The organism is Deltaproteobacteria bacterium (assembly GCA_019308905.1).
GTDB lineage: Bacteria > Desulfobacterota > BSN033 > WVXP01 > WVXP01 > JAFDHF01.
On record JAFDHF010000019.1, the window covers coordinates 25,728 to 47,849 of the forward strand.

A 22,122-nucleotide genomic window follows, 5' to 3' on the forward strand; every position below is an offset into this window, starting at 1 on the left:
ATACTAATCCTCCGGATGGCCAAGAATCTCCACGATCGTCTGCTCAAGGTGAGGGACCGGATCCACTCTGGGCCTCTTGGACGAGACGAAATCCAGGGCCTCTCCGTATCCGAATCCGACGCTGCAGAGATAGGCGATGACCACAGATGCGGACCTTCCTACCCCGTAGTGACAGGCTACCAGGACCCTGTCCGATGCAATCCTCTCCCGAACCCACTCTACGGCCTCAATGAGCCTCTCCACGGGGATGGGTTGCCCGTCGGTGAGGGGTATTTTCTTATACCTGCACCGGGGAGGGTCCACATCGACCTCTTCGGCGACGTTAAGTATGGATCCTACCCCCCGGGCGGGATTCTCCAGGTCTTCGAGATCTCCCAGGGCCAATCTCTCCAGCACGAAAGTCATCCATCCTCCTCGGAACAGGGGCGGCAATTCTCATGCCAGCCTCCAAGGCTTCCTCGTACAACAGGTGTTTTTCAGCCTGGCGGGCGAAGGAGTATCGATCCGCATATCTCGCATTCGACTTTTCCATCTGCTCGGCCAAAGCCGGCTCTCTCACAATCTCGGCTATCACTTGCGCCAGTTCGTCCGCGGTTTCTAGAGCCGGCAGGCCGGCCAGCTCCAGCGTTTCGCCCACTCCCTCCCATTTCCGGCCGACCACGGTTACCCCCGTGCCCTGGGCGTGGGCCATCCGTCCTGACTGAGTGGCATTATGACACCAAAAAACCGCGAAGTCCAGAGCCCTGAAGGCGAATGGCAGGATGCTCTCGGGGATGTAATCCTCGAAGAAGAGGTTCTGTTTGCCGTCATGTACGGCCCGGAGGCTCTCGAGGACCGGCAGGCTCGCCTCCCTGTTCCTGTCTTTCCTCTCTTGGATCTTTCCCGCGAAGATAGTCACCACCCGGTGACCAGGGAGCCTCTCCTGCACGAGTCTCCCCACTTCGTAGAGTCGGAGTGGATCCTTGTCTCGTGTGATAAAACCGTAGTTTCCCAGCAAAACCGTCTCCTTCGAGAACAAGGAGGCCGATATTCCCTTGAGCTCGGCCTTCTGCCTTTTCGGGATATGGGAGTGGTCGACGAGGTAATTCAGCAGTCTCTGTCTGGCCTCTTCCTTTGCCACCTTCGGGTATCTGTGGACCCCATGCCTCAGAACGATCACCTTTTCCCGGTACTGGGGAAAGGCATCCACCACCGCCCGGTAAGCCCCCAGAGTAAAAACCGTTACGAGATCGAGGAGGGGGAGAGCTTCCACCAGGAGTTCCCATTCCTTTCTGTCCATGCCCCAGTGGGTCTCTGGGGATTGGAAGTGGATGGTGTGAAAGCTCGCAGCCACCTTTTTCCCCCTCTCTTTTGCCTCCCCGATCAGCTTTATGAAATGGGTATTTACCCGGCCCCACATGCCAAAGGAGTGCTGGAACCACAGGAGGTCGCCCCGAAGAAGAGGCGGAAGAGAGGGATGCTCCAGGGAGATGAAAAAGTCCACCTGGGGGTCTTTCCCCTGGAGCCGATCCTCGCATCTCGAGAGTTCGTCGAGCCTAAAGGAGATGACATTCCATCTGTCTGGAGGCATGTGGCTGGTCAGATAGCGGGTATACGTCCCGATTCCGCACAGGATGGGAGGAAAGGTCGATACAAAGGAGATCATATTCTTTACACCCCCTTTCACCTTCGGGCAGCGGCCTGCTGCCGTCGTGCAACCTCTCGACCGGTTCCTCAAGGAGAGATGCGGAGGTGACCCGGGCCCGTCCGTGATCCCACTGCCTCCCGGGCAAAGGCGGCTGAGCCGATCTGCGCCACGATCCGGGAGATCTGATGGGAAAGGGATTCCTCTCTCCTCATCTTGAGCGCTTGGAAGAGTTCGATATAGCGGCGGGCCACCACTTCGGCCGAATTTGCACCCACAAAATCCTCCAGGACCCTCTGGGAGGTTTCAAACCTCTTGCCCCTGTGGAGTATGTCTAGAAGCGAATCCTTGAATTCCCGAGGTCCTGAATAGGTGATCACCGCATCTCCGAGGGTCTCGAAGAAGTTCGACGCTGCAGCCAGAATCGGGCAGCCCGACCCGAGGCACTGATAAGCCGTGCTGGAGACCACCACCCCATCAGACGGGCGGCGATGAAGGATCAGCACGTCTGCGGCGTGCAGGTAATCGTAGAGTCTCTCGAGTGAGGGCGACTCCTTTCGCACTTCCATCTCGAACCCCCGTATCCCCACCAGCTCGTCGAGATCCTTCTGAGACACGAAGAGCACAAGGAGAGGAACATGGGATGCGACCTCGGAGAGCAGCGGCAGGATCGGGACGTGTTCCTTCAGCCTCTGGCCGAAGATCAAGGCGATCCTTTTCTTCTGGGGAAGCCCGAGCCTTCTCCTGGCCTCACCGCGGTCGCCCCTCCTCATGGGGTGGCAGGGAAAGGGGATTACGGAGATACTCTCTTCCGGATAGTATTCCCGCAGAAACTCCTCATACCTGTGATCGAAGCAGACGATTCGGTCCCAGTCGAACTGGTAGAAGGAAGGGTCGGGGGAAGGTCCGTTGGCGTGGACCACATGGACGGTGCTCGCCTTTGCCCGGATGCGGTGGAATATCTTGGCCAACTCGTCCATTGGCAACATGCCCAGATCCTGGACCACCAGGACCTCGTAATTGGAAGCCAGAATCGGCCTCGGGTCGAGATAGGGCCGGCGACACCTCGATGTGGTAAAACACCTGACCACATAATCTTCGTCTTTTCCGACTATGGCGGTCCCATGAAAGTCAGAGGCGGAGAAGGAGAATACCTTCAGGTCGTGTCCCATCTCCACCCAGGCCCGCCCGATCAATTCGGCATGGACCGAAACCCCGGAATCCGTGTTCCATGCTGACATCATGGCGATATTCATGGCCCGCCTCCCGCCCACATAGGTTTGATCTTTCACCGGCCTTGCGTCTCGTCAAAGGCCGGGTAGCGCTAAACGAGAAGGCCCGAAAACCAGAGGGATCCATATGGCCGGAATAGTGAAAAAAACGAACCATTTCTCCAAAAATTTAGTTATCGATTTGATTGCTGTCAAGGAGGACCCTCTACCCATTCATATCCCGATGAATGCCCGTTTCTACCTGGATTACAAGGGCATGGGCCTCAGGGAAGACCCTGCTCGAATCCGATTTGACAGGGCCAAGAGGGATGATTATCTTAGCAGATAAAAGTGTGAGATCGACGAAAGACCACCAAGGCATGGGGAAGGGATAAGGTTCCGGGAGCTTCTCCGGTGCAAGGGAGGCCCGGAGCCAGAATCACGGCAAAGGGGAGGAACGGCGATGGCAGCCAAGGAGATCAAGTTTGACGAGGAAGCCAGGCAATCGATCCTGAAGGGTTTGAATATCCTCGCCGAGGCGGTGAAGGCGACCCTGGGTCCCAAGGGCCGTAACGTGGTGCTCGAGAAGTCGTGGGGCTCTCCCACCGTTACCAAGGACGGCGTGACGGTGGCCAAAGAGGTCGAACTGGAGGACAAGTTCGAGAACATGGGTGCCCAGATGGTCAAGGAGGTGGCCAGTAAGACGAGCGACACGGCCGGAGACGGCACGACAACGGCGACGGTTCTGGCACAGTCGATCTGCAGGGAGGGCTTCAGGGTCGTTGCGGCAGGCGCCAACCCCATGGACGTAAAGCGGGGTATCGATGCGGCTGTCGAGGTGGTCGTGGAAGAGCTGAAGAAGTTGAGCAAGCCCACCAAGGAGGAGAAGGATATATCCCAGGTGGGGACGATTTCGGCCAACAACGACGAGACGATCGGCAATATCATTGCAGAGGCCATGAACAAGGTGGGCAAGGAGGGCGTAATCACCGTGGAAGAGGCCAAATCCATGGAGACGACCCTCGATGTGGTGGAAGGCATGCAGTTCGACAGAGGCTACCTCTCCCCTTATTTCGTGACGGATTCGGAGAAGATGGAGGTCGAACTGGAGGAGCCTTACCTCCTGCTCCACGAGAAGAAGATCAGCAGTATGAACGACTTGGTGCCTCTGCTGGAGACCGTGGCCAGGTCGGGCAAATCTCTCCTCATCATCGCCGAGGATGTGGAGGGGGAGGCCCTTGCCACTTTGGTTGTGAACAAGATCAGAGGTACCTTACGGGTGGCAGCCGTCAAGGCTCCGGGTTTTGGAGACCGGAGGAAGGCGATGCTTGAAGACATCGCCATTCTGACCGGAGGCCGAGTGATATCGGAGGACTTGGGGGTAAAGCTCGAAAACGTGAGGATAGAGGATCTGGGCCAGGCAAAGCGGGTGCACATCGACAAAGAGAACACCACTATCGTGGAAGGAGCGGGTTCGGCGAGCAACATCGAGGCGAGGGTGAAGCAGATCCGTGCCCAGATCGAGGAGACGACCTCGGACTACGACCGTGAGAAGCTCCAGGAGCGGCTGGCTAAGATCGTGGGGGGTGTGGCGGTCATCAAAGTGGGGGCTGCGACGGAGACAGAGATGAAGGAGCGGAAGGCGAGGGTGGAAGACGCGCTGAACGCCACCCGTGCAGCCGTTGAAGAAGGTATCGTGCCGGGTGGGGGTGTGGCTTATCTCCGGTGCGTCGAGGCCCTTGAGAATCTGAAGTTTGAAGACGATCGGGCTATCGGGGTCAATCTCGTCAAGCGCGCACTGGAGGAGCCGACCCGACAGATCGCCGTGAATGCAGGCCACGATGGGTCTGTCGTCGTGGAGAAGGTGAAGAAAGAGAAGGGGGCTTTCGGGTTTGATGCGGCAAAAGAAGAGTATGCCGACCTGGCTGCGGCAGGGATAATAGATCCCACCAAGGTGGTCAGGCTTGCCCTCCAAAATGCGGCGAGCGTTGCCTCTCTCATGATCACCACCGAGGCGGTGGTGGCCCAGAAGCCAGAGGAGAAGGCACCGGCTGCTCCCGGGTCTTCCGGGGGTGGAATGTACTAGCCGGCCGGTGGCGACCGACGGCAGTGGAATGTCCCAGAGGAGGGGAGATCGTATTGTCTGAGCCGTTCGCCCGGCTCGGGAGAAGGAGCCGGGGGAGGGCCGGAAGGTCGCTTCGGAGAGCCGAAGCCCCGGGGCAGCCACCAGGGGGTAGGGGACGAAGATAGAGGATTTCCCTGATCTTTTAGGCTTGACACGGATGGGGTAATGGTGGTTATCTAGTAGTCCTGTTTGTTTGGCTTGGGAGGCCGAATAACAATGCTAGGAGGGAGGAGCATGCGGAGAGTAGGGTTCGGATGGATTTTTTTGGTTTTTCTGATTGTGGTGGGGCTGGTTTTGAGCGGGCGGCCTGTGGCAGCAAGCGAGGATGACCATGAGGAGAAAAAGCCCGCTCGATTGGTAGAGATGGCTGCCGAGTATCCTGGGGTCGAGGTTCCCGAAGGAGAAGATGTCAGCATGGATCTGATCTTCTACAACCGCGGGCGGTCGGATGAGACCATCGACGTGAGGTTGGTCTCCGTGCCCAAGGGTTGGAAGGCAAGGATCAAGACCTACCGGTACACGGTCATGGGGGTCCATGTTCCTCCTGACGACGACAAGACTCTCACCTTCGAGGCCGAACCCGACAAGGAGGTGAAACCGGGAGAGTATGAGTTCAAGGTGGCGGCCCAGACCCCGGACGGGGTGTTCAAGATGTCCAGGACCATACTGGTCAAGGTGAGCAAGAAGAAGGAGGGGACCAAGGAATCTCGCGGGATAAAACTGACCACCTCGTACCCGGTGCTGCGGGGTCCTTCGGATGCGAAGTTCGAGTTTTCGGTAGAGGTGGAGAGCAAGCTGGACAAGGATGCGGTCTTCGATTTGTGGGCCCAGGGGCCTGAGGGATGGGAGGTAAATTTCAAGCCCGCCTACGAGTCGAAGTATATATCGAGCGTGAGGCTCAAGTCGAACCAGAGCAAGACCGTAGCCGTGGAGGTGAAGCCGTCGCTTTTGGCCAAGGCCGGGAAGTACCCCGTCAATATCCGGGTCAGTTCAGGGGATGCCAAGGCCGAGGCAAAGCTCATGGTAAACATAACCGGAACGTACAAGCTCGAGGCCGGTACTCCGAGCGGGTTGCTCTCCTTGGATGCGAGACAGGGCAAGCCCGCCAATATGTCGATCTATGTGAAGAACACGGGGTCGGCGACCAATCATGACATAAAGTTTGTCTCTTTCAAGCCGGAGAACTGGAAGGTTGAATTCAAGCCTGAAAAGATCGCGGCCATAGAGCCCGGCGATCTGAAGCAGATCGAGGTGACGATAACACCCGCCCAGGAGGCGCTGGTGGGGGATTACTCGGTCGGCGTGAACATAGACGGAGAGAAGGCCTCCAAGAATCTGGAGTTCAGGGTGACGGTCAAGGCATCGGCTGCGTGGGGATGGATAGGCATAGGGATCATCGTTGTGGTGATCGGTGGTTTGACGGGTCTGTTCCGTTGGCTGGGAAGGCGGTAAGATGGAAGATCGAGCGATCATAGAGACCGAGGGGTTGACCAAGATCTACAATGGTCAGGTGGCGGTTGACGGGTTGACCTTGAAGGTATCGGAGGGCGAGGTGTTCGGGTTTCTCGGGCCCAATGGGGCCGGCAAGACGACGACCCTTCTGATGCTTTTGGGCCTGACAGAGCCGAGTGGTGGTTGGGCCCGGGTAGTGGGCGTCGACCCCACCCGCGATCCGATCAAGGTCAAGGCGATGACCGGGTACCTGGCCGAGAACACGGGGTTCTACGGGGATCTCGATGCGCAACAGACCCTTGAGTTTCTGGCCGAGCTCAATGGTCTATCGCCCGAGGTGGCGCGGGAGCGCATCAAAGAGGCTCTCCGTACGGTCGGCCTCGAAGCCGAGGCTCACAAGAAAGTCGGGGCGTACTCCCGGGGTATGAGGCAGCGTCTGGGCATAGCCGAGCTGCTGATCAAGGAGCCGAAGCTGGCTTTCCTGGATGAACCCACCCTGGGGCTGGATCCCGACGCGACCAAGTGGATGATGGAGTTGATCGAGAGGCTGTCCAGGGAGAGGAAGATGACGGTGGTCCTCTCCTCACATCTGTTGCACCAGGTGCAGAGGATATGCCATCGGGTCGGGATCATGATCAAGGGGAAGCTCGTTGCCGAGGGACCCATGGATCGGCTGGCCAGGGAGAAGCTGGGCATAGGGACGGAGCAGTACAGTCTCGAAGAGGTCTACATGAAGTATTTCCAGGAGGCTTAGAGGTGAGCGGGATAAGGGCGATTTTCAGGAAGGAGCTGGCTGATCATTTCTCGAGCTACCGCTTCATGATTCTCTTCACATTGATAGCCATGGTCAGTCTCATAACGGCTTACATGGTGGGTCTGAACATCAAGCACGAGCTGGAGGGCGTGGCGAAGCCGCGGTTCGTATTTCTCATGCTTTTCACCTCCCGGGGGGCCTTGTTCTCCCTGGTTCAATTCGTGGCCCTGTTTGGACCGTGGATCGGACTTGTCTTGGGTTTTGACTCTATCAACCGGGAGAGGAACGAGGGGACACTGAGCAAGATCCTATCCCAGCCGATCTACCGGGATGCGGTTATCAACGGGAAGTTTCTGGCCGGTGTGGTGACGATCAGCATCATGATGATCTCCATCGTCCTGGTGGTCACGGGTTTGGGCCTGAAGATGGTGGGCGTCGTTCCCGGAGCCGAGGAGATCTGGAGGATATTGATCTACCTGGTGATAAGCATCATCTATATCTCCTTCTGGTTGGGGGTGGCGATCCTGTTCTCGATTCTCTTTCGGAGCATCGCCACGTCGGCTCTGGCTGCTTTTGCAATGTGGATCTTCTTCTCCTTTTTCGTCTCCCTCGGGGCGAGTGTGGTGGCCAATGCGATGACGCCACAGATTGGTGAGTCGACTCCTCAGGGGATTATCCGCCGCGCCCGGATCGAGAAAGGGTTCAGCCTCATCTCGCCCATGGAGCTTTACACCGAGGCCACTGCTACGATCATCGATCCAACCAAGAAGACCACCCATTCTATCGTCCTCATGGGGCCCATGGAGAGGATATCCCTGTCCCGTTTTTCAGGTCCCCTCTCACTCGACCAGAGCATCCTCTTGGTCTTGCCCTACATCATCTCGCTCATCGCTATCACGGCGGTCTGTTTCGCCATATCCTATGTCGTCTTCATGCGCCAAGAGATTCGATCCCTCTGACAGGGCCGCGAGGTTCGGTACTTGACAAGTCCCCGAAGGTTCGAGTATTTTTAGCCAGTTGTCAGTCTCCCAGGGATGGTTTGCATGGCTCGGCCCGATGATCTCCGGTTTATGGAAATGGCCCTCAAGGAGGCCTGGAAAGGAGCCCGGGCCGGGGAGGTTCCGGTGGGCGCGGTTCTGGTTTTAGGAGGGGAGGTCATCGGCCGGGATCACAACCGGTGCGTGTCGACCTGTGACCCCACTGCCCACGCCGAGATCCTCGTGCTCCGGAGCGGGTCGAGGAGACTCGGGAACTATCGCCTTCCGGGGTCCGCGCTCTATGTGACGGTGGAGCCGTGCGCCATGTGTGTCGGTGCAATGATCCAGGCGAGGATTGCGAGACTCGTCTACGGGACTCCCGAGGAGAAGACCGGGATGGTGCAATCCCGGTTGGCCCTTCTCGATTCATCTCTTTTCAATCATAGAATCACGGTTGTCGGGGGGCTTCTGGCCGAGGAGTGCCGCGGGGTGGTGCAGTCCTTTTTCAGGGAGAAGAGGGGGAGGATCGGTTCCGAATTCAGGGGCTGGAGTTCCACCGTGGTGTGACAGAAACCCGATGGAAGGGAGACGGCGCGGGGAGAGGTACCGAAGTGGCCATAACGGGGCCGACTCGAAATCGGCTGTCCCCCTGACAGGGGACCGTGGGTTCGAATCCCACCCTCTCCGGTCTGTCGAGTCGTTTGAGCCGTTCAGTCGTTTTGCTGTTCGTCTCATGAAAGGAAGTGGAGGCGCCTGCTCCTCGACAAGAGTTTTGGCTGTTCCGTTGCCATTCGAACGGCTCGAACGATTTGAACGTTTTGGAGAATGCGGAATGCCGATCCACGGAGAGATGCCCGAGTTGGCCGAAGGGGCACGACTGGAAATCGTGTGTGCGTCTAAACAACGCACCGTGGGTTCGAATCCCACTCTCTCCGCCATATTGAGTCGTTCGAGTCGTTCAATCGCTTTGCCCGTTCGATCACTGACGTCCGTTCGACTCGTGGAGGCCATGATGGGCGCCTGCTCTCCTGCTGCGGTTCTTATCGTCCCTTCACGGTTCGAACGTTTTGAACGTTTTCGGTGTTTGCCCCGTTGATAGCCGGGTCCTGCGCAACAAAAGATTACGAACCCCGTCAGGTCCGGAAGGAAGCAGCGGTAGTAATCCCTTTTGTGTGCCGCAGGGGTGCCTGGCTATCAACCCCCTATGAGAAAATCCCATGGCGTACCTCGTTTTTGCCAGGAAGTACAGGCCTCAGGTCTTCGAGGAGGTTATCGGCCAGGACCAGGTGACCCGCACCCTCCAGAACGCCATCAGGGCGGGCCGCGTGGCCCATGCCCTGCTCTTTGCCGGCCCCAGGGGAGTGGGGAAAACTTCGGCTGCCAGGATTCTTGCAAAGGCCCTTAACTGCAAGACCGGACCGACGCCTGTTCCCTGCGGAAAGTGCGATTCCTGCCAGGAAATCTCTTCGGGCGTCTCCATGGACGTCATCGAGATCGATGGAGCCTCCAACAGAGGGATCAACGAGATCCGTGAACTCAGGGAGAAGGTGAAGTACGCTCCTGCCAGAGGGCGGTACAAGATCTTCATCATAGACGAAGTCCACATGCTTACTCCCGAGGCCTTCAATGCCCTTCTGAAGACTCTGGAGGAACCGCCCGGTCACGTGGTCTTCGTCTTCGCCACAACCGAGCCGAACAAGATCCCCCTTACGATTCTCTCCAGGTGCCAGCGGTTCGATTTCAAGCGAATTCCCCTGAAAGGAATGATGGAGAGACTCGAGGAGATTGCCGAGCGGGAGGGAGTCGGAATCAGTGCGAAGGGCCTCCAGTTGATTGCCCGGCAGGCCGAGGGAAGCATGAGAGACGCCCAGAGTCTGCTCGATCAGGTCGTCTCTTTTGCAGGTAACGAAATCCGCGATGAGGATGTGGCCGAGGTCTTGGGTATTGTGGACCGGAAGCTCCTGTACAGGGTTTCCCTGGCCATTGCCAATCAGGACGGCCGGGGTTGCCTCGAAGTCCTGAACAGCCTCGATCAGTACGGCTACGATTTTCGCCAGTTTTCAAGAGACCTTCTCAATCATTTGAGAAATCTCATGATAGTCCACATTGCGGAAAATCCCGAAAACCTGCTCGATCTGCCCGGCAGTGAAATCAACGAGCTCAAGGGCCAGGCCGAGGGATTGGAATTGCGGAGGCTGCAGCAGTGCTTTGATCTGCTCCTCCAGGTGGACGGGGATCTTTCCCGTTCCCCTTTCCCCAAGCTTATTCTGGAGACGGCCCTATTGAAGATGGTCGACATGGAACCCGTGGTGGCCGTGGACGAGCTTCTGAAGAGACTCGAGGCCCTTGAGGACCGTCTGACAGGGACCCGTACCGCTCCGGGCGAGCGGCCCGGGGAAGCCGGGCGGGAAGGTTTGGGGGCTGGCAGACAGGCAGAGGCCCTGCCGGAGTCAGACGGTACGAAGAGGGCCGAGGGAGACGGCGAGGGGCGGGGCGCGTCCGCCCTGTCTGAAGACCTCGAGAAGACGTGGAAGGGCTTTCTCGCGTCTGCCAACGGGGAAAACCCGGTGCTCGGAGCTCTCCTTTCCCACGGCAGGCTCCTCGCCCTGAACGATCGGGTCATGGAGATCGGGTTCAGGAAGGGGTCCTTCTACTACGATCAGGTGCAGGAGGAACCGAACAGGCGGGCCGTGGCGGAACTGACCCGGGCCTATTTCAACAGAGATCTCCAGCCCGTCTTCTCCATCATGGGAGAGGCTTCCCGAGCTTCCTCCAGGAGAAAAAGAGACCGAGAGGCCGACAGGGAGCGCCGTATGAGGAGGGAAGTCCTGGAGAGTCCCATAGTCAAGGATGCTCTGGAGATCCTTGAGGGAGAAGTGGAGGAGGTCAAGGTCGACACCTCTTCCGAGCCGTAAATGACAGAAGAGGCGGAGGATTGGCATGACAAAAGGAATGGCTGGAATCATGAAGCAGGCCCAGAAGCTGCAGGCCCAGCTCGGCCGTATCCAGGAGGAGATGGCCGAGAAAACCACGGAGGCCTCCTCTGGGGGAGGGATGGTTACGGTGGTGATCAATGGGAAACAGGAGGTGCTCTCCGTGACGATCGATCCGGAAGTAATCGACTTAGAGGATGTCGAAATGCTCCAGGATCTCATTGTCGCCGCCGTCAATGAGGCGATACGGAAGTCCCAGGAGATGGTGGCCGAAGAGATGAAGAAGCTCACCGGGGGTTTGAGTATTCCCGGTCTTTTCTAGCAAACAGGCGGAGATTCCCGCATGGTTGGGCGCCGGTAGGATGTCTCGGGGGTCGCGGTGAAGCAGGCTCCATCCATCGACAGGCTCGTGGAAGCCTTCTCAAGGCTTCCCGGGATAGGACGGAAGACAGCCTGGAGGCTGGCTTTCCATATTCTTCGTTCTTCAAGGGAAGAGGCCGGGGCTCTGGCCTCGGCGATCATGGAGGTGAAGGAAAAGATCCGCCTCTGCAGTCAATGCCAGAACCTGACAGACGAAGACCCGTGTCCCATCTGCAGAGACAGGGAGAGGAGCGATGAGGTGATCTGTGTGGTCGAGGAGCCCAACGATCTGCTTGCCATCGAAGGCTCGGGATCCTTCAAAGGGAAGTACCATGTTCTCCATGGGGCTCTCCGTCCCCTGGAGGGAGTGGGGCCGGAGCAGCTCAAGATAAAGGAGCTCATGGAAAGGCTGGAGAAGGGGAAGGTCAGGGAGGTGATCCTCGCCACAAACCCTACCAGAGCGGGCGGGGCAACGGCGGTCTATTTGACCCAATTGATAAAGCCCCTGGGTATCAGAGTCACCAGGATCGCCTCGGGAGTTCCTGTGGGCAGCGAGATCGAATACGCGGACAGTGTCACCCTCTCGATGGCCATGGAGGGACGAAAAGAGATGTAGGGGATTTTCTTCGTCTTCTCCCCCCTCGGTTCTTGGCAGTCATCGCCGCCTGTGATAGTATTTTCAACGGGGATTGGAAGACCGAATAGACCCTGTACCTGACTTTACCCCTTGGGATCCGGCACCTTCAGAAACAGATTCCTGCCGCCTCATCACCAAGGTTCAAATCCCTGTTAGGAGGATTGAGATGCCTGAACGACGTATTGTCACCGTCGATGGGAACGAGGCCACCACCTCTGTTGCCCATCGCCTGAGCGAGGTGATCGCTATCTATCCGATCACGCCTTCGTCCCCCATGGGGGAATTCGCCGACGAGTGGTCGGCCCATGGTAGGAAAAACATCTGGGGCACTGTGCCGAGTGTGACGGAGATGCAGTCCGAGGCCGGTGCTGCGGCCGCTGTTCACGGGTCACTCCAGGCCGGAGCGCTGACAACGACATTCACTGCCTCCCAGGGCCTTCTACTCATGATTCCGAGTATGTACAAGATTGCGGGGGAGCTCACCGCCTATACCATGCACGTCTCCGCCAGGACCATAGCCACCCACGCCCTCTCGATTTTCGGAGACCACTCCGATGTGATGGCATGCCGGCAGATAGGGTTTGCCATGCTCGCCTCCGGATCGGTTCAGGAGGCTCATGACATGGCCTGTATAGCCCACGCCTCGACCCTCAGGGCCAGAGTACCCTTTCTCCACTTCTTCGAGGGTTTTCGTATTTCCCATGAGGTGGCCAAGATAGAAGAACTAGGCGATGACGACCTCCGCCAGATGATCGACGACGATCTGGTCAAGGCCCACAGGGAGCGCGCTCTCAGCCCTGACCATCCCATTATCCGGGGCACCTCTCAGAATCCCGACGCCTTCTTCCAGGCGCGGGAGGCCTGCAACCTCTTCTATATGGCCTGTCCCGGAATCGTCCAGGAGACGATGGACAGGTTTGCCCGTCTCACGGGCCGGGAGTATCGGCTTTTCGACTACGTGGGCCATCCCGAGGCCGAAGAGGTGATCGTCGCCATGGGGTCGGGAGCCGAGGTGGCTCACGAGATGGTGGATTGGATGGTTGCCAGGGGTGATCAGGTGGGTCTTGTGAAGGTCCGTCTCTACAGGCCTTTTTCGGTCAAGGATTTTATCGCCGCCCTGCCCCCTACCGTAAAGGCCTTGGCCGTGCTGGACCGGACAAAGGAGCCGGGAGCCGTCGGCGAGCCTCTCTATCTGGACGTGGTGAGTGCCCTGTGGGAGGCCAGGAATCAGGGTATCTCGCCCATGGCCGAGGATCCCAAGGTGATCGGCGGGAGGTACGGCCTGTCTTCCAAGGATTTCACCCCTACCATGGTGAGGGGGGTCTTCGAAGAGCTCGAAAAGGAGAGGCCCAAGAACCACTTCACCGTCGGGATCAACGACGATGTAACCCATACTTCTCTCGACTTTGACCCGGACTTCGACATCGAGCCCGACGACGTGGTACGGGCCGTCTTCTTCGGGCTGGGAGCCGATGGCACGGTTGGGGCGAACAAGAACTCGATCAAGATCATCGGTGAAGACACTCCGAACTATGCCCAGGGTTATTTTGTTTACGACTCAAAGAAGTCCGGAGGAATCACTATTTCCCATCTGCGCTTTGGCCCGCGTCCCATCCGGTCGAGCTATCTCATCAAGAAGGCGAGCTTTGTCGCCTGTCACCAGTTCGTCTTTCTCGACAAGTTCGATATGCTCGACTACGCCGCTCCCAGGGCCGTATTTCTTCTCAATGCACCTTACGGGCCGGATGAGGTGTGGGACCATCTTCCCCGGGAGGTGCAGGAGCAGATCATAGAGAAGGATCTCAGGGCATACGTGATCAACGCCTATGATGTGGCCAGAAAGACCGGCATGGGGGTGCGGATCAACACCATCATGCAGACCTGTTTTTTTGCCATCTCGGGGGTTCTGCCGAGGGAAGAGGCCATTGCCAAGATCAAGGAGGCCATCCAGAAGACTTACGGCAAGAAGGGAGATGAGGTGGTGCGGAAGAACTTCGAGGCTGTGGACGCCACCCTGGCCAACCTCCATGAGGTCAAGGTACCGGGCCGGGTTACGGCCGCCCGCACTCGCCCGCCCATAGTTTCGGAAAAGGCCCCTGACTTCGTGAAGCGGGTGGAGGCTGTCATGATCGAGGGTAAGGGCGACCAACTGCCCGTGAGTGCCATGCCCGTGGACGGCACCTGGCCTACGGGTACCTCCCAGTGGGAGAAGCGGAACACGGCCCTGGAGATTCCTGTCTGGGACAGCGAGATCTGCATTCAGTGCGGCAAATGCGCCTTTGTCTGTCCCCATGCCAGCATCCGTATCAAGGTGTACGATCCCGAGCATCTGAAGGACGCTCCTCCGACCTTCAAATCGGTCGAGGCGAAGGGCAAGGAATTCAAGGGAAAGAGGTTTACCGTTCAGGTGGCTCCCGAGGACTGCACGGGGTGCCGGCTCTGTGTAATGACCTGTCCGGCCAAGGACAAGACAAACCCGAAGCACAAGGCGATCAACATGGAGCCTCAGCTTCCCCTGAGAGACCAGGAGAGGGTCAACTGGGAGTTTTTCCTCGGACTGCCAGAGCCTGATCGGACGCAGTTGAAGATGGATGTCAAAAACTCGCAGCTTCTGCGGCCCCTGTTCGAGTTTTCGGGCTGCTGCCCGGGCTGTGGTGAAACCCCCTATGTCAAGCTCCTGACCCAGCTCTTCGGGGACCGGGCCCTCATTGGAAATGCCACCGGATGTTCGTCGATCTATGGTGGAAACCTCCCCACAACCCCGTATACGACCGACGCGGAGGGCCGGGGTCCCACGTGGAACAATTCCCTTTTCGAAGACGTGGCCGAGTTCGGTTTGGGCATGCGCCTGGCCCTCGACATGCACATCCAGCAGGCCAGGGAACTCCTCCAGGGATTGGCCTCCCAGGTGGGCGACGACCTGGTTACGGGAATCCTGAAGGCCGACCAGTCGACCGAGGCCGGCATCCGGGCACAGCGAGAGCGGGTTGCGGCCTTGAGAAAGGCGCTTGCCCGGATCGATGCGCCCCAGGCAAGATGGCTCGAGACCCTGGCCGACTACCTCGTCAAGAAGAGCGTCTGGATCCTCGGCGGGGACGGCTGGGCTTACGATATCGGCTACGGGGGGCTCGACCACGTCCTGGCCCTGGGTCGTGACGTCAACATACTGGTCCTCGATACAGAGGTCTACTCCAACACAGGGGGGCAACAGTCCAAGGCCACGCCCATGGGTGCGGCCGCCAAGTTCGCCTCGGCGGGAAAAGCGATTCCAAAGAAGGACCTGGGGCTCATGGCCGCGACCTATGGAAGCGTCTATGTGGCAAGGGTTGCCTTTGGGGCGAGAGACCAGCAGACCTTGAAGGCCTTCATCGAGGCCGAGTCTTACCCTGGAACCTCGCTGATCATTGCATATTCCCACTGCATTGCCCACGGTTACGACCTGGCCTACGGGGGGAGACAGCAGAAACTCGCCGTGGATTCCGGTTACTGGCCCCTGTACAGGTTCGATCCTCGCCGCAAGGCTCAGGGTCTGAACCCTCTTCAGCTCGACTCGGGGTCTCCGAAGGTGCCTCTGACCGACTACATTTACAACGAGACCCGCTATCGAATGCTCCAGAAACTCGACCCCGACCGGGCAAGGACCCTTGCCTCCAAGGCCCAGGAGGAGGTAAGGCATCATTACGCCCTCTACGAGCAGCTCAGCCGCCTCAAGCTTGCCGGTCCGGGCCCTGATGAGACCCCGGATCGATGAGGAGAAAAGCATGGATCTCTCTACCACCTATCTCGGAATGAAGCTGCCGCACCCCCTGATGCCGGGGGCCTCTCCCATGGTAGAGGATCTCGATACGGTGCGGCGTCTCGAGGATTCGGGAACCCCGGTGGTCATCCTTCACTCCCTCTTTGAGGAACAGATCCTGGCCGAGGAGCTGCGGGAAGTCCAGGATGTGGAGATCCCTGAAGAATCGTTTGCCGAGGCCCTCACCTACTATCCCAACAGGCGGGAATACCCTGTCACCGGGCCTGACCAGTATCTGGAGCGGATCCGGAAGATCAAGGAGACGGTGAGCGTCCCCGTAATCGCCTCTCTCAACGGGGTTTCAGCCAATGTGTGGGCGGAATACGCGGGCAGGTGTGAGGAGGCCGGAGCCGACGGGCTGGAACTCAACGCCTATTTCCTTTCCACGGACCCCGAACAGAGGGGAGAGGTCTTGGAGGATCGTGTGATCGAGGCCGCCCGGGTTGTGAAGGCTGCCGTTAAGATTCCGGTGGCAGTGAAGGTTTCACCCTTCTTCTCCTCCCTTCCGAATTTTGCCAGGCGCCTCGAAGCGGTCGGGGCCGACGGGCTGGTCATCTTCAACCGTTTCTACCAGCCCGATATCGATGTGGAGGAGCTCGAGGTCGTGCCCAGGCTGCGTCTATCAGACTCCTCTGAGCTCCTCCTGCGACTGCGCTGGCTCGCCATTCTCTCGGGCCGGGTGGGGCTCTGCCTGGGTGTGACCGGGGGGGTTCACACCGCCGTGGACGCGGTGAAAGCCGTCATGGCCGGAGCCGACGGGGTACAGATGGTGTCGGCTCTGCTCGAAAACGGTCCTGAGTATCTGGGGAAGGTCAGGGACGAGATGGCCTCCTGGATGGAAAAACACGGCTACGAATCGGTGGAACAGATGCGGGGGAGCATGAACCTTCTCAGGTCTCCTGACCCGGCATCCTTTGAACGGGCCAACTACACTCGGGTTCTCCTCGGGGGGACCAGTAAGGTCTGAGGGGAGTTTCCCTCCTGGGAGCCGCTGCCAGCTTCCTCCTTCAGGAGATCCGCAACCGGACAAGGCGATTCCCAAAAAAAGAGACCCCGAACCCTGAGAGATTCGGAGTCTCTTCTAAAACAAGGGGAACCTTGAGGCCCAGCCTTATTCCTCGATGGCCCTGAACTCGACTCGCCGGTTCATACGGCGGCCCTCTCTGGTGGAGTTGTCGGCAACCGGCCTCGACTCTCCGTAGCCCAACACCTTCAGCCGATGAGGAGAGATGCCGAAGTGGTCCATGAGGTAGGTGGCAACGCTCTTGGCCCGCTTGAGAGAGAGCTCCATGTTGGCCTCCTCGCTTCCACCCGAGTCTGAGTGGCCGGCCACTTCGATCTTGAGCCATGGGTTCTGCTGGAGGATCATGCCGATTCGATCGAGCACTACGATGGCGTCTGAACGGATATCCGCCTTCCCAACGTCAAAGTAGACAGGGGCAAAGGCAAAGCTCGGTCTGGCAGCCTCCTTGGGCTTCTCAGGGGGCGGAGCGGGTTTTGCCGGAGCGACCTCCTCCTTTGGCGGAGGGACCTCCTTTGGCCTGCACTTTTCGATGGCTTCCATGGATTTCTGCTTGATCACCGCGATCCACTTTGCCGCATCGGCGTAGTCCTGCTCTTCCCACTCGTGGGCGGTCCGCTCCAGGTAGACCTGAGCCTCCGCGTACTCCACAGGTGCACACTCTCGGGCCCCCACCTCCGTTGCCTGCTGAAAGAGACTCTTTGCTTCGTCATACTGGGCCTGCAATCCGATGGGGATCCCCGCCTTTTTCTTTGGAGCACAACCCGCCATGGCCAGGCCCAAGCATATCGTCACTAGAAAAATCCACCTCCCGTACTTATGCACCATGATTTCACCTCCCTTGGAATTATGGAATCTTAGACATTCCCTGCTCGAGATAGTGATCGAGCTTGTCCTTGGCCATCTTGGCACCTTTGGCGTCATGTTCGTCGGCTTCGTACTTCATGGCCTTCAGCCAGTTCTCGGCCTTGGTGGTTTCATACGGAGCCTTCTCCTCACCCCCCAGATCCTTGAGTCTCTGGATCCTGGCTTCATAGTCTGGGACCATTTTCTTGTACTTTAGCCCTGCACAGCCTATGAAGAGTGCAAGAGACATTCCCAAAACCAAAACCCAGATTCCGATTCTTTTCGTCATAGTCTCACCCCTTTCGTTTGAACCTTAGAGTCTCTTCCCTAGCCTATTACCTGTCCCTCTCTCACCCTTCCGGGCATTAATTAGAATTAAGATATGTTGACCAATCCCCAGCAAGCTCTCTGGCGGGGTTCGATCTGGGAAAGGTCGCTTCAGATGGAATTTAGACTGGTTTGTTCCCCCATCACCTCCTTCCACAATCTGTACCGACTTCATGTGATAATATGAAAAATTTCCTGTCCTTTCAAGAAAAAAAACGCGACCGCTCATTTTTTGGCCGCACCCTGCTCTTCTCTCTCCTCGAGATAACTGTTCATGCACGTCTCGCTGCAGAAAAAGAGATCCTCACCCCCTATCCTTGCCCGCAGGGCGGTATCCTTGGGAATGTATGTCTGGCAGTAAGGATCCTTTACCAGTTCGTTTTTCCCTGTGGATTCCATGCCCCCATACCTTCTCACCCTATCCCCTGCTCCTGTGCGCGGGCGGAAAAGCCCTCTGAGCAGGTAATAGAGGATCAAGATGAGAGCCAGCAGAACGAGAATTCTCATGGAATCAGATCTTCTCCACTCCTTCCACCTTTCCCAGGTCCGCCAGGAGCCGGCTGGCTGTCTTTTTCAACCCGGGATGAACGGCTTCCGGATCGATTTCACAGAGAGGCACCAGGACAAAAGCCCTCTCGTGAAGGCGGGGATGAGGTATCTGGAGGTCTTGGGTACTCAGCTTCTCTCTGTTGAAAAGGAGAATGTCGAGATCGATGACGCGAGGCCCCCACGTGAAGGTCTTTTTCCTGCCCAGTGCCTTCTCCAGGTTCTTGAGACGTGAGAGAAACTCCTCCGGGCCCAGGGCCGTCTCGAGTCTGACCACGCAGTTGATGAACCAGTCCTGGTTCAAGTACCCGACAGGTTCAGTCCTGTAAAGAGAGGAGCACCGGAGGACCCGGTTTTCTCTGCAGCTATTAAGCCGATCGATGGCGGCCTGACAATTGCCGACCTTATCGCCGACATTGGAACCGATGCCGATCCAGGCGATATTCTTCACAGCTCCGGTCCGCAGGTAACACGTATCGAGACCATTGATTCTGGCAAGGATTCGATCCAGTCGGATCTCTGGCATTCAGGGGGAGAGAAGATCAGTTTTCCTTCTCCTCTCCCACCTCCTCGTTCTTTTTTGGAGTGACATCGATGGAGTCAGGTTCTTTGGAGGCTTTCTTGAAATTCTTGATTCCCTTGCCAATGCCGGCTCCGATCTCGGGGAGTTTTCCCGCCCCAAAAATGATGAGGATGATCACCAAGATGATCAGCAGTTCAGGCATCCCTATTCCGAACATTACCCCTCCACCTTCAAGAGAGAGCAGAAAACCGTTCCCTCTTCTCAAGATCTCCCGCCCTTCATGGCTGCTACCCATCCGGCAACCCTCATTCAGCCACGGGAAGGAGATGATGGCGGAAGTGCATGGGAATCGAACCCACCGTCCCGCTCTCCACAGGACCACTGGATTTGAAGTCCAGGAGGCCCACCAGGACCTGTCCACTTCCGACATTATTATTGCCAGATGGAGGGCAAAAAGTCAATAGAGGAGAACCTGGCCCTGACTCTCGGGCAACCCTCATGCTTCCTCTCCTCTCTCCTGCCTGGAGAGGAGCCCGACAAGCTCGCCTTTTCCCATGCCGGTTATCCTGATCGTCTTCTCCCTGGAGGTCTGTCCTGAAAGGATCTCCACCCTGGAAGCCGGTATTTCCAGAGCCCTTGCGAGAAACCGTTTCAGGCCGCGGTTGGCCGCGCCGCCCACGGGCGGATCGGTGATGGAAACCCTGAGGGCACCTCCGTGGGTACCGAGGATTGCGTTCCTCCTTGCCCTGGGTTGCACGCGCACCCTGAATCTGACGCCCTTTCGGTCTTCTGTGGAACCGATGACTCTGAACAGATCCGTCCCGCTCATTCGGAACCCCGGTCGAGGTCTGGGGATAAGACCGTGAGCCTGGCCGGCGCGACCTTCCTGTAAACCTCCCCGGGCTGGCGGTCTTCTCCGTCGACCCTGAGGAGGTCCCTTTCGATCTCGATCCCGAAAAGGCGCTGGTTCTCTTCGAGGTAAGGCCTGATGAGGAGCCAGTCCTGGTCGAGAAACTCCGAGAATTCCCCACCATTGAGCTGATGGGGCGAGACCGTGCCCCTGGGATCCCGGATGTATATGGCCCCGCCGCTTGCCAGGGAAAAGAGGTTTCCCCCGGGGTAGGGCCTATCCAGCTCCTTCAGGCAACCCTCTTTCGCGAATTGGAGGCCGTTGATGATGGCAAAACCGCCTCCTGAAAGGGGGTCACCCGCCATGAAGGACTCTGCCAGATAGTCGAGGCATGTCCCATTGATAACCACCCTGGGGGCACCCACGGCATTGATCAGGGGGCGGCCCGCGGCGTGGCCCCTGACGTAGACGGATCCTCCCTTGGCCCCGTACAGAAAGGTCTGCCCGACATCCCCGTGGATGACGAGCTTCCCCGATTTGAGGATCTGCCCCACCTGATCCTGGCAGCTTTCATGGACCACCAGTTCGGCTCCGTCCATGGCCGAGCCCAGATAGTCCCCTGAGCTGCCGTAGACATGGAGACGGACCCCCCCGGTACCAGGGCCCAGCCCGGAGCCGACAAACCGGTGACCCCTCAGCCTGTAACAGACCAAGCGCCTCCATCCCATTTCAAAGGCCTCCACGAGGAACCGGGCCAGGCAATCCCGGCCGTCGACCGGAAACCCCTGTGCATCTATAACCAACCATTGTTCCCCCGTGGGAGGAACAAGCTCCAGCCGGTGGAGCCAGTCCACCCTGAGGAGGGAATCTTGCTTGCCGTTGACCATGGGAAGGGAGTCAAAAACCCGGTCCAGAGCCAGACGGCACCAGTTGAGCATCTCTCTCCTCCGGTACCGAGTCGCCGGAGGGCATCGGTCATTGAACAACGTCAGGACGGCAATGATCCGCCTCCTCGTCACTCCGTCACCCTCCTCTCCACTCCGGGCGAGGAGATCAAAGATCTCCCTGGCATCGGTTCGACCGCTGCTGACCGATTCGGAAAGCCTGTGGTAGAGCGTCTCTTCTTCCATTTCGAAGAGTGCCTCACCCACTTCCAGGGAGACCAGGTTGGGGAGGAGCGGCGTAGCCGCCATTTTACCAGGGGTAGGCGGCAAGACCACCTCGCCGAACTTGTTGGTGCAGACGAGCCGCCTCGCGCCGTCCTCCTGAAGGAGACTGAAAACAAAGGCGCCCCCGTCGGTCCGGCTCCCTCCCCGGGCGTTCCAGTACAGGTCAGCCACCGGGCAGATCCTCTCGTCTTCCCGGGAGAGACTCTCCAGGGTGGCGTCGATGGCCTGTTTCTCCGAAGCTATGAGTCCCACGGATACGTCTCCCTCGTGGAGGGCGAAAACCTGGGGCCTGAGCATGGCCGTATCGGTTATGCCGATTAGCTGTTCTTTCCTTTGGCTCGGAATACTACGGGCGATGATGAAGAACCAGGGCCCGTCCGGGGAACCGTGGATGTGAGCCTGCTGAATCGCCCTGTATACGGGCTTCTTTTCCTCGGGGAGGAGTTCGAAGTCGAGTTCCGTCGTGGGGGCGAGAGCCTCGATGACATACTCCAGGGGGTAGGCGTAGGTCCGGTTCAGAAGATCGAAGACCAGGACCGCCGCCTCCGTGTCGGTTAGGAACTGGGGCACCCGTCCCCTCTGCTTCAGGTACTCGGTGAGGGAGTGATAGTTGGCGAAATCCCCGTTGTGGACGAGAGCCTCGTTCATCCCCGCGAATGGATGGGCTCCCCCGGGATGCCAGACCCTCCCCTTTGTAGGATAGCGCTGGTGTCCGATCCAGACGCGGGCCTTCACGTCTCCGAGTCGGTAGTAGAGAATCACGTGTTCGGCATATCCCACGGCCTTGAGAATAAACATGTTCCGGCCGTGGGAGAGAACAAAAGCCCTCTTCTCCCCGAGGGAGCTGTAAAACTCCTCGTTGATGCGAAGGGAGTTTCGGAAGACGAATTCGTCCTCCGCTTGGGCTGCCCTTTCGTCTCCCCAACCCAGGGATATCATGAAAGAACCCAGCCTGTTCTCCTTGACTCTGC

21 protein-coding genes, 3 tRNA genes and 1 other RNA gene are annotated in these 22,122 nt (G+C 58.3%); 14 read left to right on the forward strand and 11 right to left on the reverse strand.

What is annotated here, in order from left to right:
- Window positions 1-3 precede the first annotated feature (3 nt).
- From JRJ26_08335 to JRJ26_08345, 3 genes are all read right to left on the reverse strand, one after another.
- A complete protein-coding gene (locus JRJ26_08335; GenBank protein MBW2057489.1) occupies window positions 4-405 on the reverse strand; it encodes a dual specificity protein phosphatase family protein in 402 nt (133 codons plus the stop codon).
- Window positions 323-1,645 (reverse strand): hypothetical protein, encoded by a 1,323-nt coding sequence (locus JRJ26_08340; protein ID MBW2057490.1) that lies wholly within the window; start codon window positions 1,643-1,645, stop codon window positions 323-325. Before JRJ26_08340 ends, JRJ26_08335 begins: the two co-directional genes overlap by 83 nt.
- A gap of 68 nt (window positions 1,646-1,713) precedes the next feature.
- A complete protein-coding gene (locus tag JRJ26_08345; protein MBW2057491.1) occupies window positions 1,714-2,916 on the reverse strand; it encodes a hypothetical protein in 1,203 nt (400 codons plus the stop codon).
- A 67-nt stretch (window positions 2,917-2,983) separates the two neighbouring features.
- Between JRJ26_08345 and JRJ26_08350 the strand changes: the two genes are divergently transcribed.
- The 14 genes from JRJ26_08350 to JRJ26_08415 all read left to right on the forward strand — a co-directional run bounded on the left by JRJ26_08350 (window position 2,984) and on the right by JRJ26_08415 (window position 16,836).
- On the forward strand, window positions 2,984-3,184 hold the full coding sequence (locus JRJ26_08350; GenBank protein MBW2057492.1) for a hypothetical protein: 201 nt from the start codon (window positions 2,984-2,986) through the stop codon (window positions 3,182-3,184).
- Between the two features lie 114 nt (window positions 3,185-3,298).
- Window positions 3,299-4,921 (forward strand): chaperonin GroEL, encoded by a 1,623-nt coding sequence (gene groL / locus JRJ26_08355; protein ID MBW2057493.1) that lies wholly within the window; start codon window positions 3,299-3,301, stop codon window positions 4,919-4,921.
- A 273-nt stretch (window positions 4,922-5,194) separates the two neighbouring features.
- Window positions 5,195-6,412, forward strand: a complete 1,218-nt coding sequence (locus JRJ26_08360) for a hypothetical protein (protein ID MBW2057494.1) — start codon at window positions 5,195-5,197, stop codon at window positions 6,410-6,412.
- Window position 6,413: 1 nt separating this feature from the next.
- Window positions 6,414-7,166, forward strand: coding sequence for an ABC transporter ATP-binding protein (locus JRJ26_08365; GenBank protein ID MBW2057495.1), 753 nt, complete (start codon window positions 6,414-6,416; stop codon window positions 7,164-7,166).
- 2 nt (window positions 7,167-7,168) lie between these two features.
- Complete coding sequence (locus JRJ26_08370) at window positions 7,169-8,125, forward strand: ABC transporter permease (protein ID MBW2057496.1); 957 nt, start codon at window positions 7,169-7,171, stop codon at window positions 8,123-8,125.
- A gap of 84 nt (window positions 8,126-8,209) precedes the next feature.
- Window positions 8,210-8,710 (forward strand): nucleoside deaminase, encoded by a 501-nt coding sequence (locus JRJ26_08375; protein MBW2057497.1) that lies wholly within the window; start codon window positions 8,210-8,212, stop codon window positions 8,708-8,710.
- Window positions 8,711-8,740: 30 nt separating this feature from the next.
- Window positions 8,741-8,830: transfer RNA gene (locus JRJ26_08380), tRNA-Ser, on the forward strand.
- A 157-nt stretch (window positions 8,831-8,987) separates the two neighbouring features.
- Window positions 8,988-9,081 (forward strand) — tRNA-Ser (locus JRJ26_08385).
- Window positions 9,082-9,240: 159 nt separating this feature from the next.
- Window positions 9,241-9,339, forward strand: an RNA gene (gene ffs / locus JRJ26_08390) — signal recognition particle sRNA small type.
- A gap of 21 nt (window positions 9,340-9,360) precedes the next feature.
- Window positions 9,361-11,058 (forward strand): DNA polymerase III subunit gamma/tau, encoded by a 1,698-nt coding sequence (gene dnaX / locus JRJ26_08395; protein ID MBW2057498.1) that lies wholly within the window; start codon window positions 9,361-9,363, stop codon window positions 11,056-11,058.
- A gap of 25 nt (window positions 11,059-11,083) precedes the next feature.
- On the forward strand, window positions 11,084-11,398 hold the full coding sequence (locus JRJ26_08400) for a YbaB/EbfC family nucleoid-associated protein (protein ID MBW2057499.1): 315 nt from the start codon (window positions 11,084-11,086) through the stop codon (window positions 11,396-11,398).
- A gap of 57 nt (window positions 11,399-11,455) precedes the next feature.
- On the forward strand, window positions 11,456-12,052 hold the full coding sequence (recR, locus tag JRJ26_08405; GenBank protein MBW2057500.1) for a recombination protein RecR: 597 nt from the start codon (window positions 11,456-11,458) through the stop codon (window positions 12,050-12,052).
- Window positions 12,053-12,239: 187 nt separating this feature from the next.
- The gene (gene nifJ / locus JRJ26_08410) at window positions 12,240-15,824 is read left to right on the forward strand and encodes a pyruvate:ferredoxin (flavodoxin) oxidoreductase (GenBank protein ID MBW2057501.1); all 3,585 of its coding nucleotides are present in this window, start codon (window positions 12,240-12,242) and stop codon (window positions 15,822-15,824) included.
- 10 nt (window positions 15,825-15,834) lie between these two features.
- Window positions 15,835-16,836, forward strand: coding sequence for a dihydroorotate dehydrogenase-like protein (locus JRJ26_08415; GenBank protein ID MBW2057502.1), 1,002 nt, complete (start codon window positions 15,835-15,837; stop codon window positions 16,834-16,836).
- Window positions 16,837-16,980: 144 nt separating this feature from the next.
- Here the strand turns inward: JRJ26_08415 and JRJ26_08420 are convergent, their stop codons facing one another.
- The 8 genes from JRJ26_08420 to JRJ26_08455 form a co-directional block, all read right to left on the reverse strand.
- Entirely contained in the window at window positions 16,981-17,718 is a 738-nt protein-coding gene (locus JRJ26_08420) for an OmpA family protein (protein ID MBW2057503.1), read from the reverse strand.
- A 19-nt stretch (window positions 17,719-17,737) separates the two neighbouring features.
- Window positions 17,738-18,025, reverse strand: a complete 288-nt coding sequence (locus tag JRJ26_08425; GenBank protein MBW2057504.1) for a hypothetical protein — start codon at window positions 18,023-18,025, stop codon at window positions 17,738-17,740.
- A gap of 263 nt (window positions 18,026-18,288) precedes the next feature.
- Complete coding sequence (locus JRJ26_08430) at window positions 18,289-18,570, reverse strand: hypothetical protein (GenBank protein MBW2057505.1); 282 nt, start codon at window positions 18,568-18,570, stop codon at window positions 18,289-18,291.
- A 4-nt stretch (window positions 18,571-18,574) separates the two neighbouring features.
- Window positions 18,575-19,135, reverse strand: a complete 561-nt coding sequence (folK, locus tag JRJ26_08435; GenBank protein ID MBW2057506.1) for a 2-amino-4-hydroxy-6-hydroxymethyldihydropteridine diphosphokinase — start codon at window positions 19,133-19,135, stop codon at window positions 18,575-18,577.
- Window positions 19,136-19,151: 16 nt separating this feature from the next.
- Entirely contained in the window at window positions 19,152-19,349 is a 198-nt protein-coding gene (locus JRJ26_08440) for a twin-arginine translocase TatA/TatE family subunit (protein MBW2057507.1), read from the reverse strand.
- Between the two features lie 113 nt (window positions 19,350-19,462).
- A tRNA-Sec gene (locus tag JRJ26_08445) sits at window positions 19,463-19,557 on the reverse strand.
- 71 nt (window positions 19,558-19,628) lie between these two features.
- A complete protein-coding gene (locus JRJ26_08450) occupies window positions 19,629-19,961 on the reverse strand; it encodes a YggU family protein (protein MBW2057508.1) in 333 nt (110 codons plus the stop codon).
- Window positions 19,958-21,799, reverse strand: coding sequence for a hypothetical protein (locus tag JRJ26_08455; protein MBW2057509.1), 1,842 nt, complete (start codon window positions 21,797-21,799; stop codon window positions 19,958-19,960). The genes JRJ26_08450 and JRJ26_08455 overlap by 4 nt, the downstream gene beginning before the upstream one ends.
- Window positions 21,800-22,122: the final 323 nt, after the last annotated feature.

Coding starts and splice junctions, on each gene's coding strand:
- JRJ26_08430 (MBW2057505.1), bottom strand. CDS start 18,570: ATGAGAATTCTCGTTCTGCTGGCTCTCATCTTGATCCTCTATTACCTG.
- folK (MBW2057506.1), bottom strand. CDS start 19,135: ATGCCAGAGATCCGACTGGATCGAATCCTTGCCAGAATCAATGGTCTC.
- JRJ26_08335 (MBW2057489.1), bottom strand. CDS start 405: ATGACTTTCGTGCTGGAGAGATTGGCCCTGGGAGATCTCGAAGACCTG.
- nifJ (MBW2057501.1), top strand. CDS start 12,240: ATGCCTGAACGACGTATTGTCACCGTCGATGGGAACGAGGCCACCACC.
- groL (MBW2057493.1), top strand. CDS start 3,299: ATGGCAGCCAAGGAGATCAAGTTTGACGAGGAAGCCAGGCAATCGATC.
- JRJ26_08455 (MBW2057509.1), bottom strand. CDS start 21,799: ATGAACGAGGCTCTCGTCCACAACGGGGATTTCGCCAACTATCACTCC.
- JRJ26_08360 (MBW2057494.1), top strand. CDS start 5,195: ATGCGGAGAGTAGGGTTCGGATGGATTTTTTTGGTTTTTCTGATTGTG.
- JRJ26_08425 (MBW2057504.1), bottom strand. CDS start 18,025: ATGACGAAAAGAATCGGAATCTGGGTTTTGGTTTTGGGAATGTCTCTT.
- JRJ26_08440 (MBW2057507.1), bottom strand. CDS start 19,349: ATGTTCGGAATAGGGATGCCTGAACTGCTGATCATCTTGGTGATCATC.
- JRJ26_08450 (MBW2057508.1), bottom strand. CDS start 19,961: ATGAGCGGGACGGATCTGTTCAGAGTCATCGGTTCCACAGAAGACCGA.
- JRJ26_08420 (MBW2057503.1), bottom strand. CDS start 17,718: ATGGTGCATAAGTACGGGAGGTGGATTTTTCTAGTGACGATATGCTTG.
- JRJ26_08340 (MBW2057490.1), bottom strand. CDS start 1,645: ATGATCTCCTTTGTATCGACCTTTCCTCCCATCCTGTGCGGAATCGGG.
- JRJ26_08350 (MBW2057492.1), top strand. CDS start 2,984: ATGGCCGGAATAGTGAAAAAAACGAACCATTTCTCCAAAAATTTAGTT.
- JRJ26_08400 (MBW2057499.1), top strand. CDS start 11,084: ATGACAAAAGGAATGGCTGGAATCATGAAGCAGGCCCAGAAGCTGCAG.
- JRJ26_08415 (MBW2057502.1), top strand. CDS start 15,835: ATGGATCTCTCTACCACCTATCTCGGAATGAAGCTGCCGCACCCCCTG.
- JRJ26_08375 (MBW2057497.1), top strand. CDS start 8,210: ATGGCTCGGCCCGATGATCTCCGGTTTATGGAAATGGCCCTCAAGGAG.
- dnaX (MBW2057498.1), top strand. CDS start 9,361: ATGGCGTACCTCGTTTTTGCCAGGAAGTACAGGCCTCAGGTCTTCGAG.
- JRJ26_08365 (MBW2057495.1), top strand. CDS start 6,414: ATGGAAGATCGAGCGATCATAGAGACCGAGGGGTTGACCAAGATCTAC.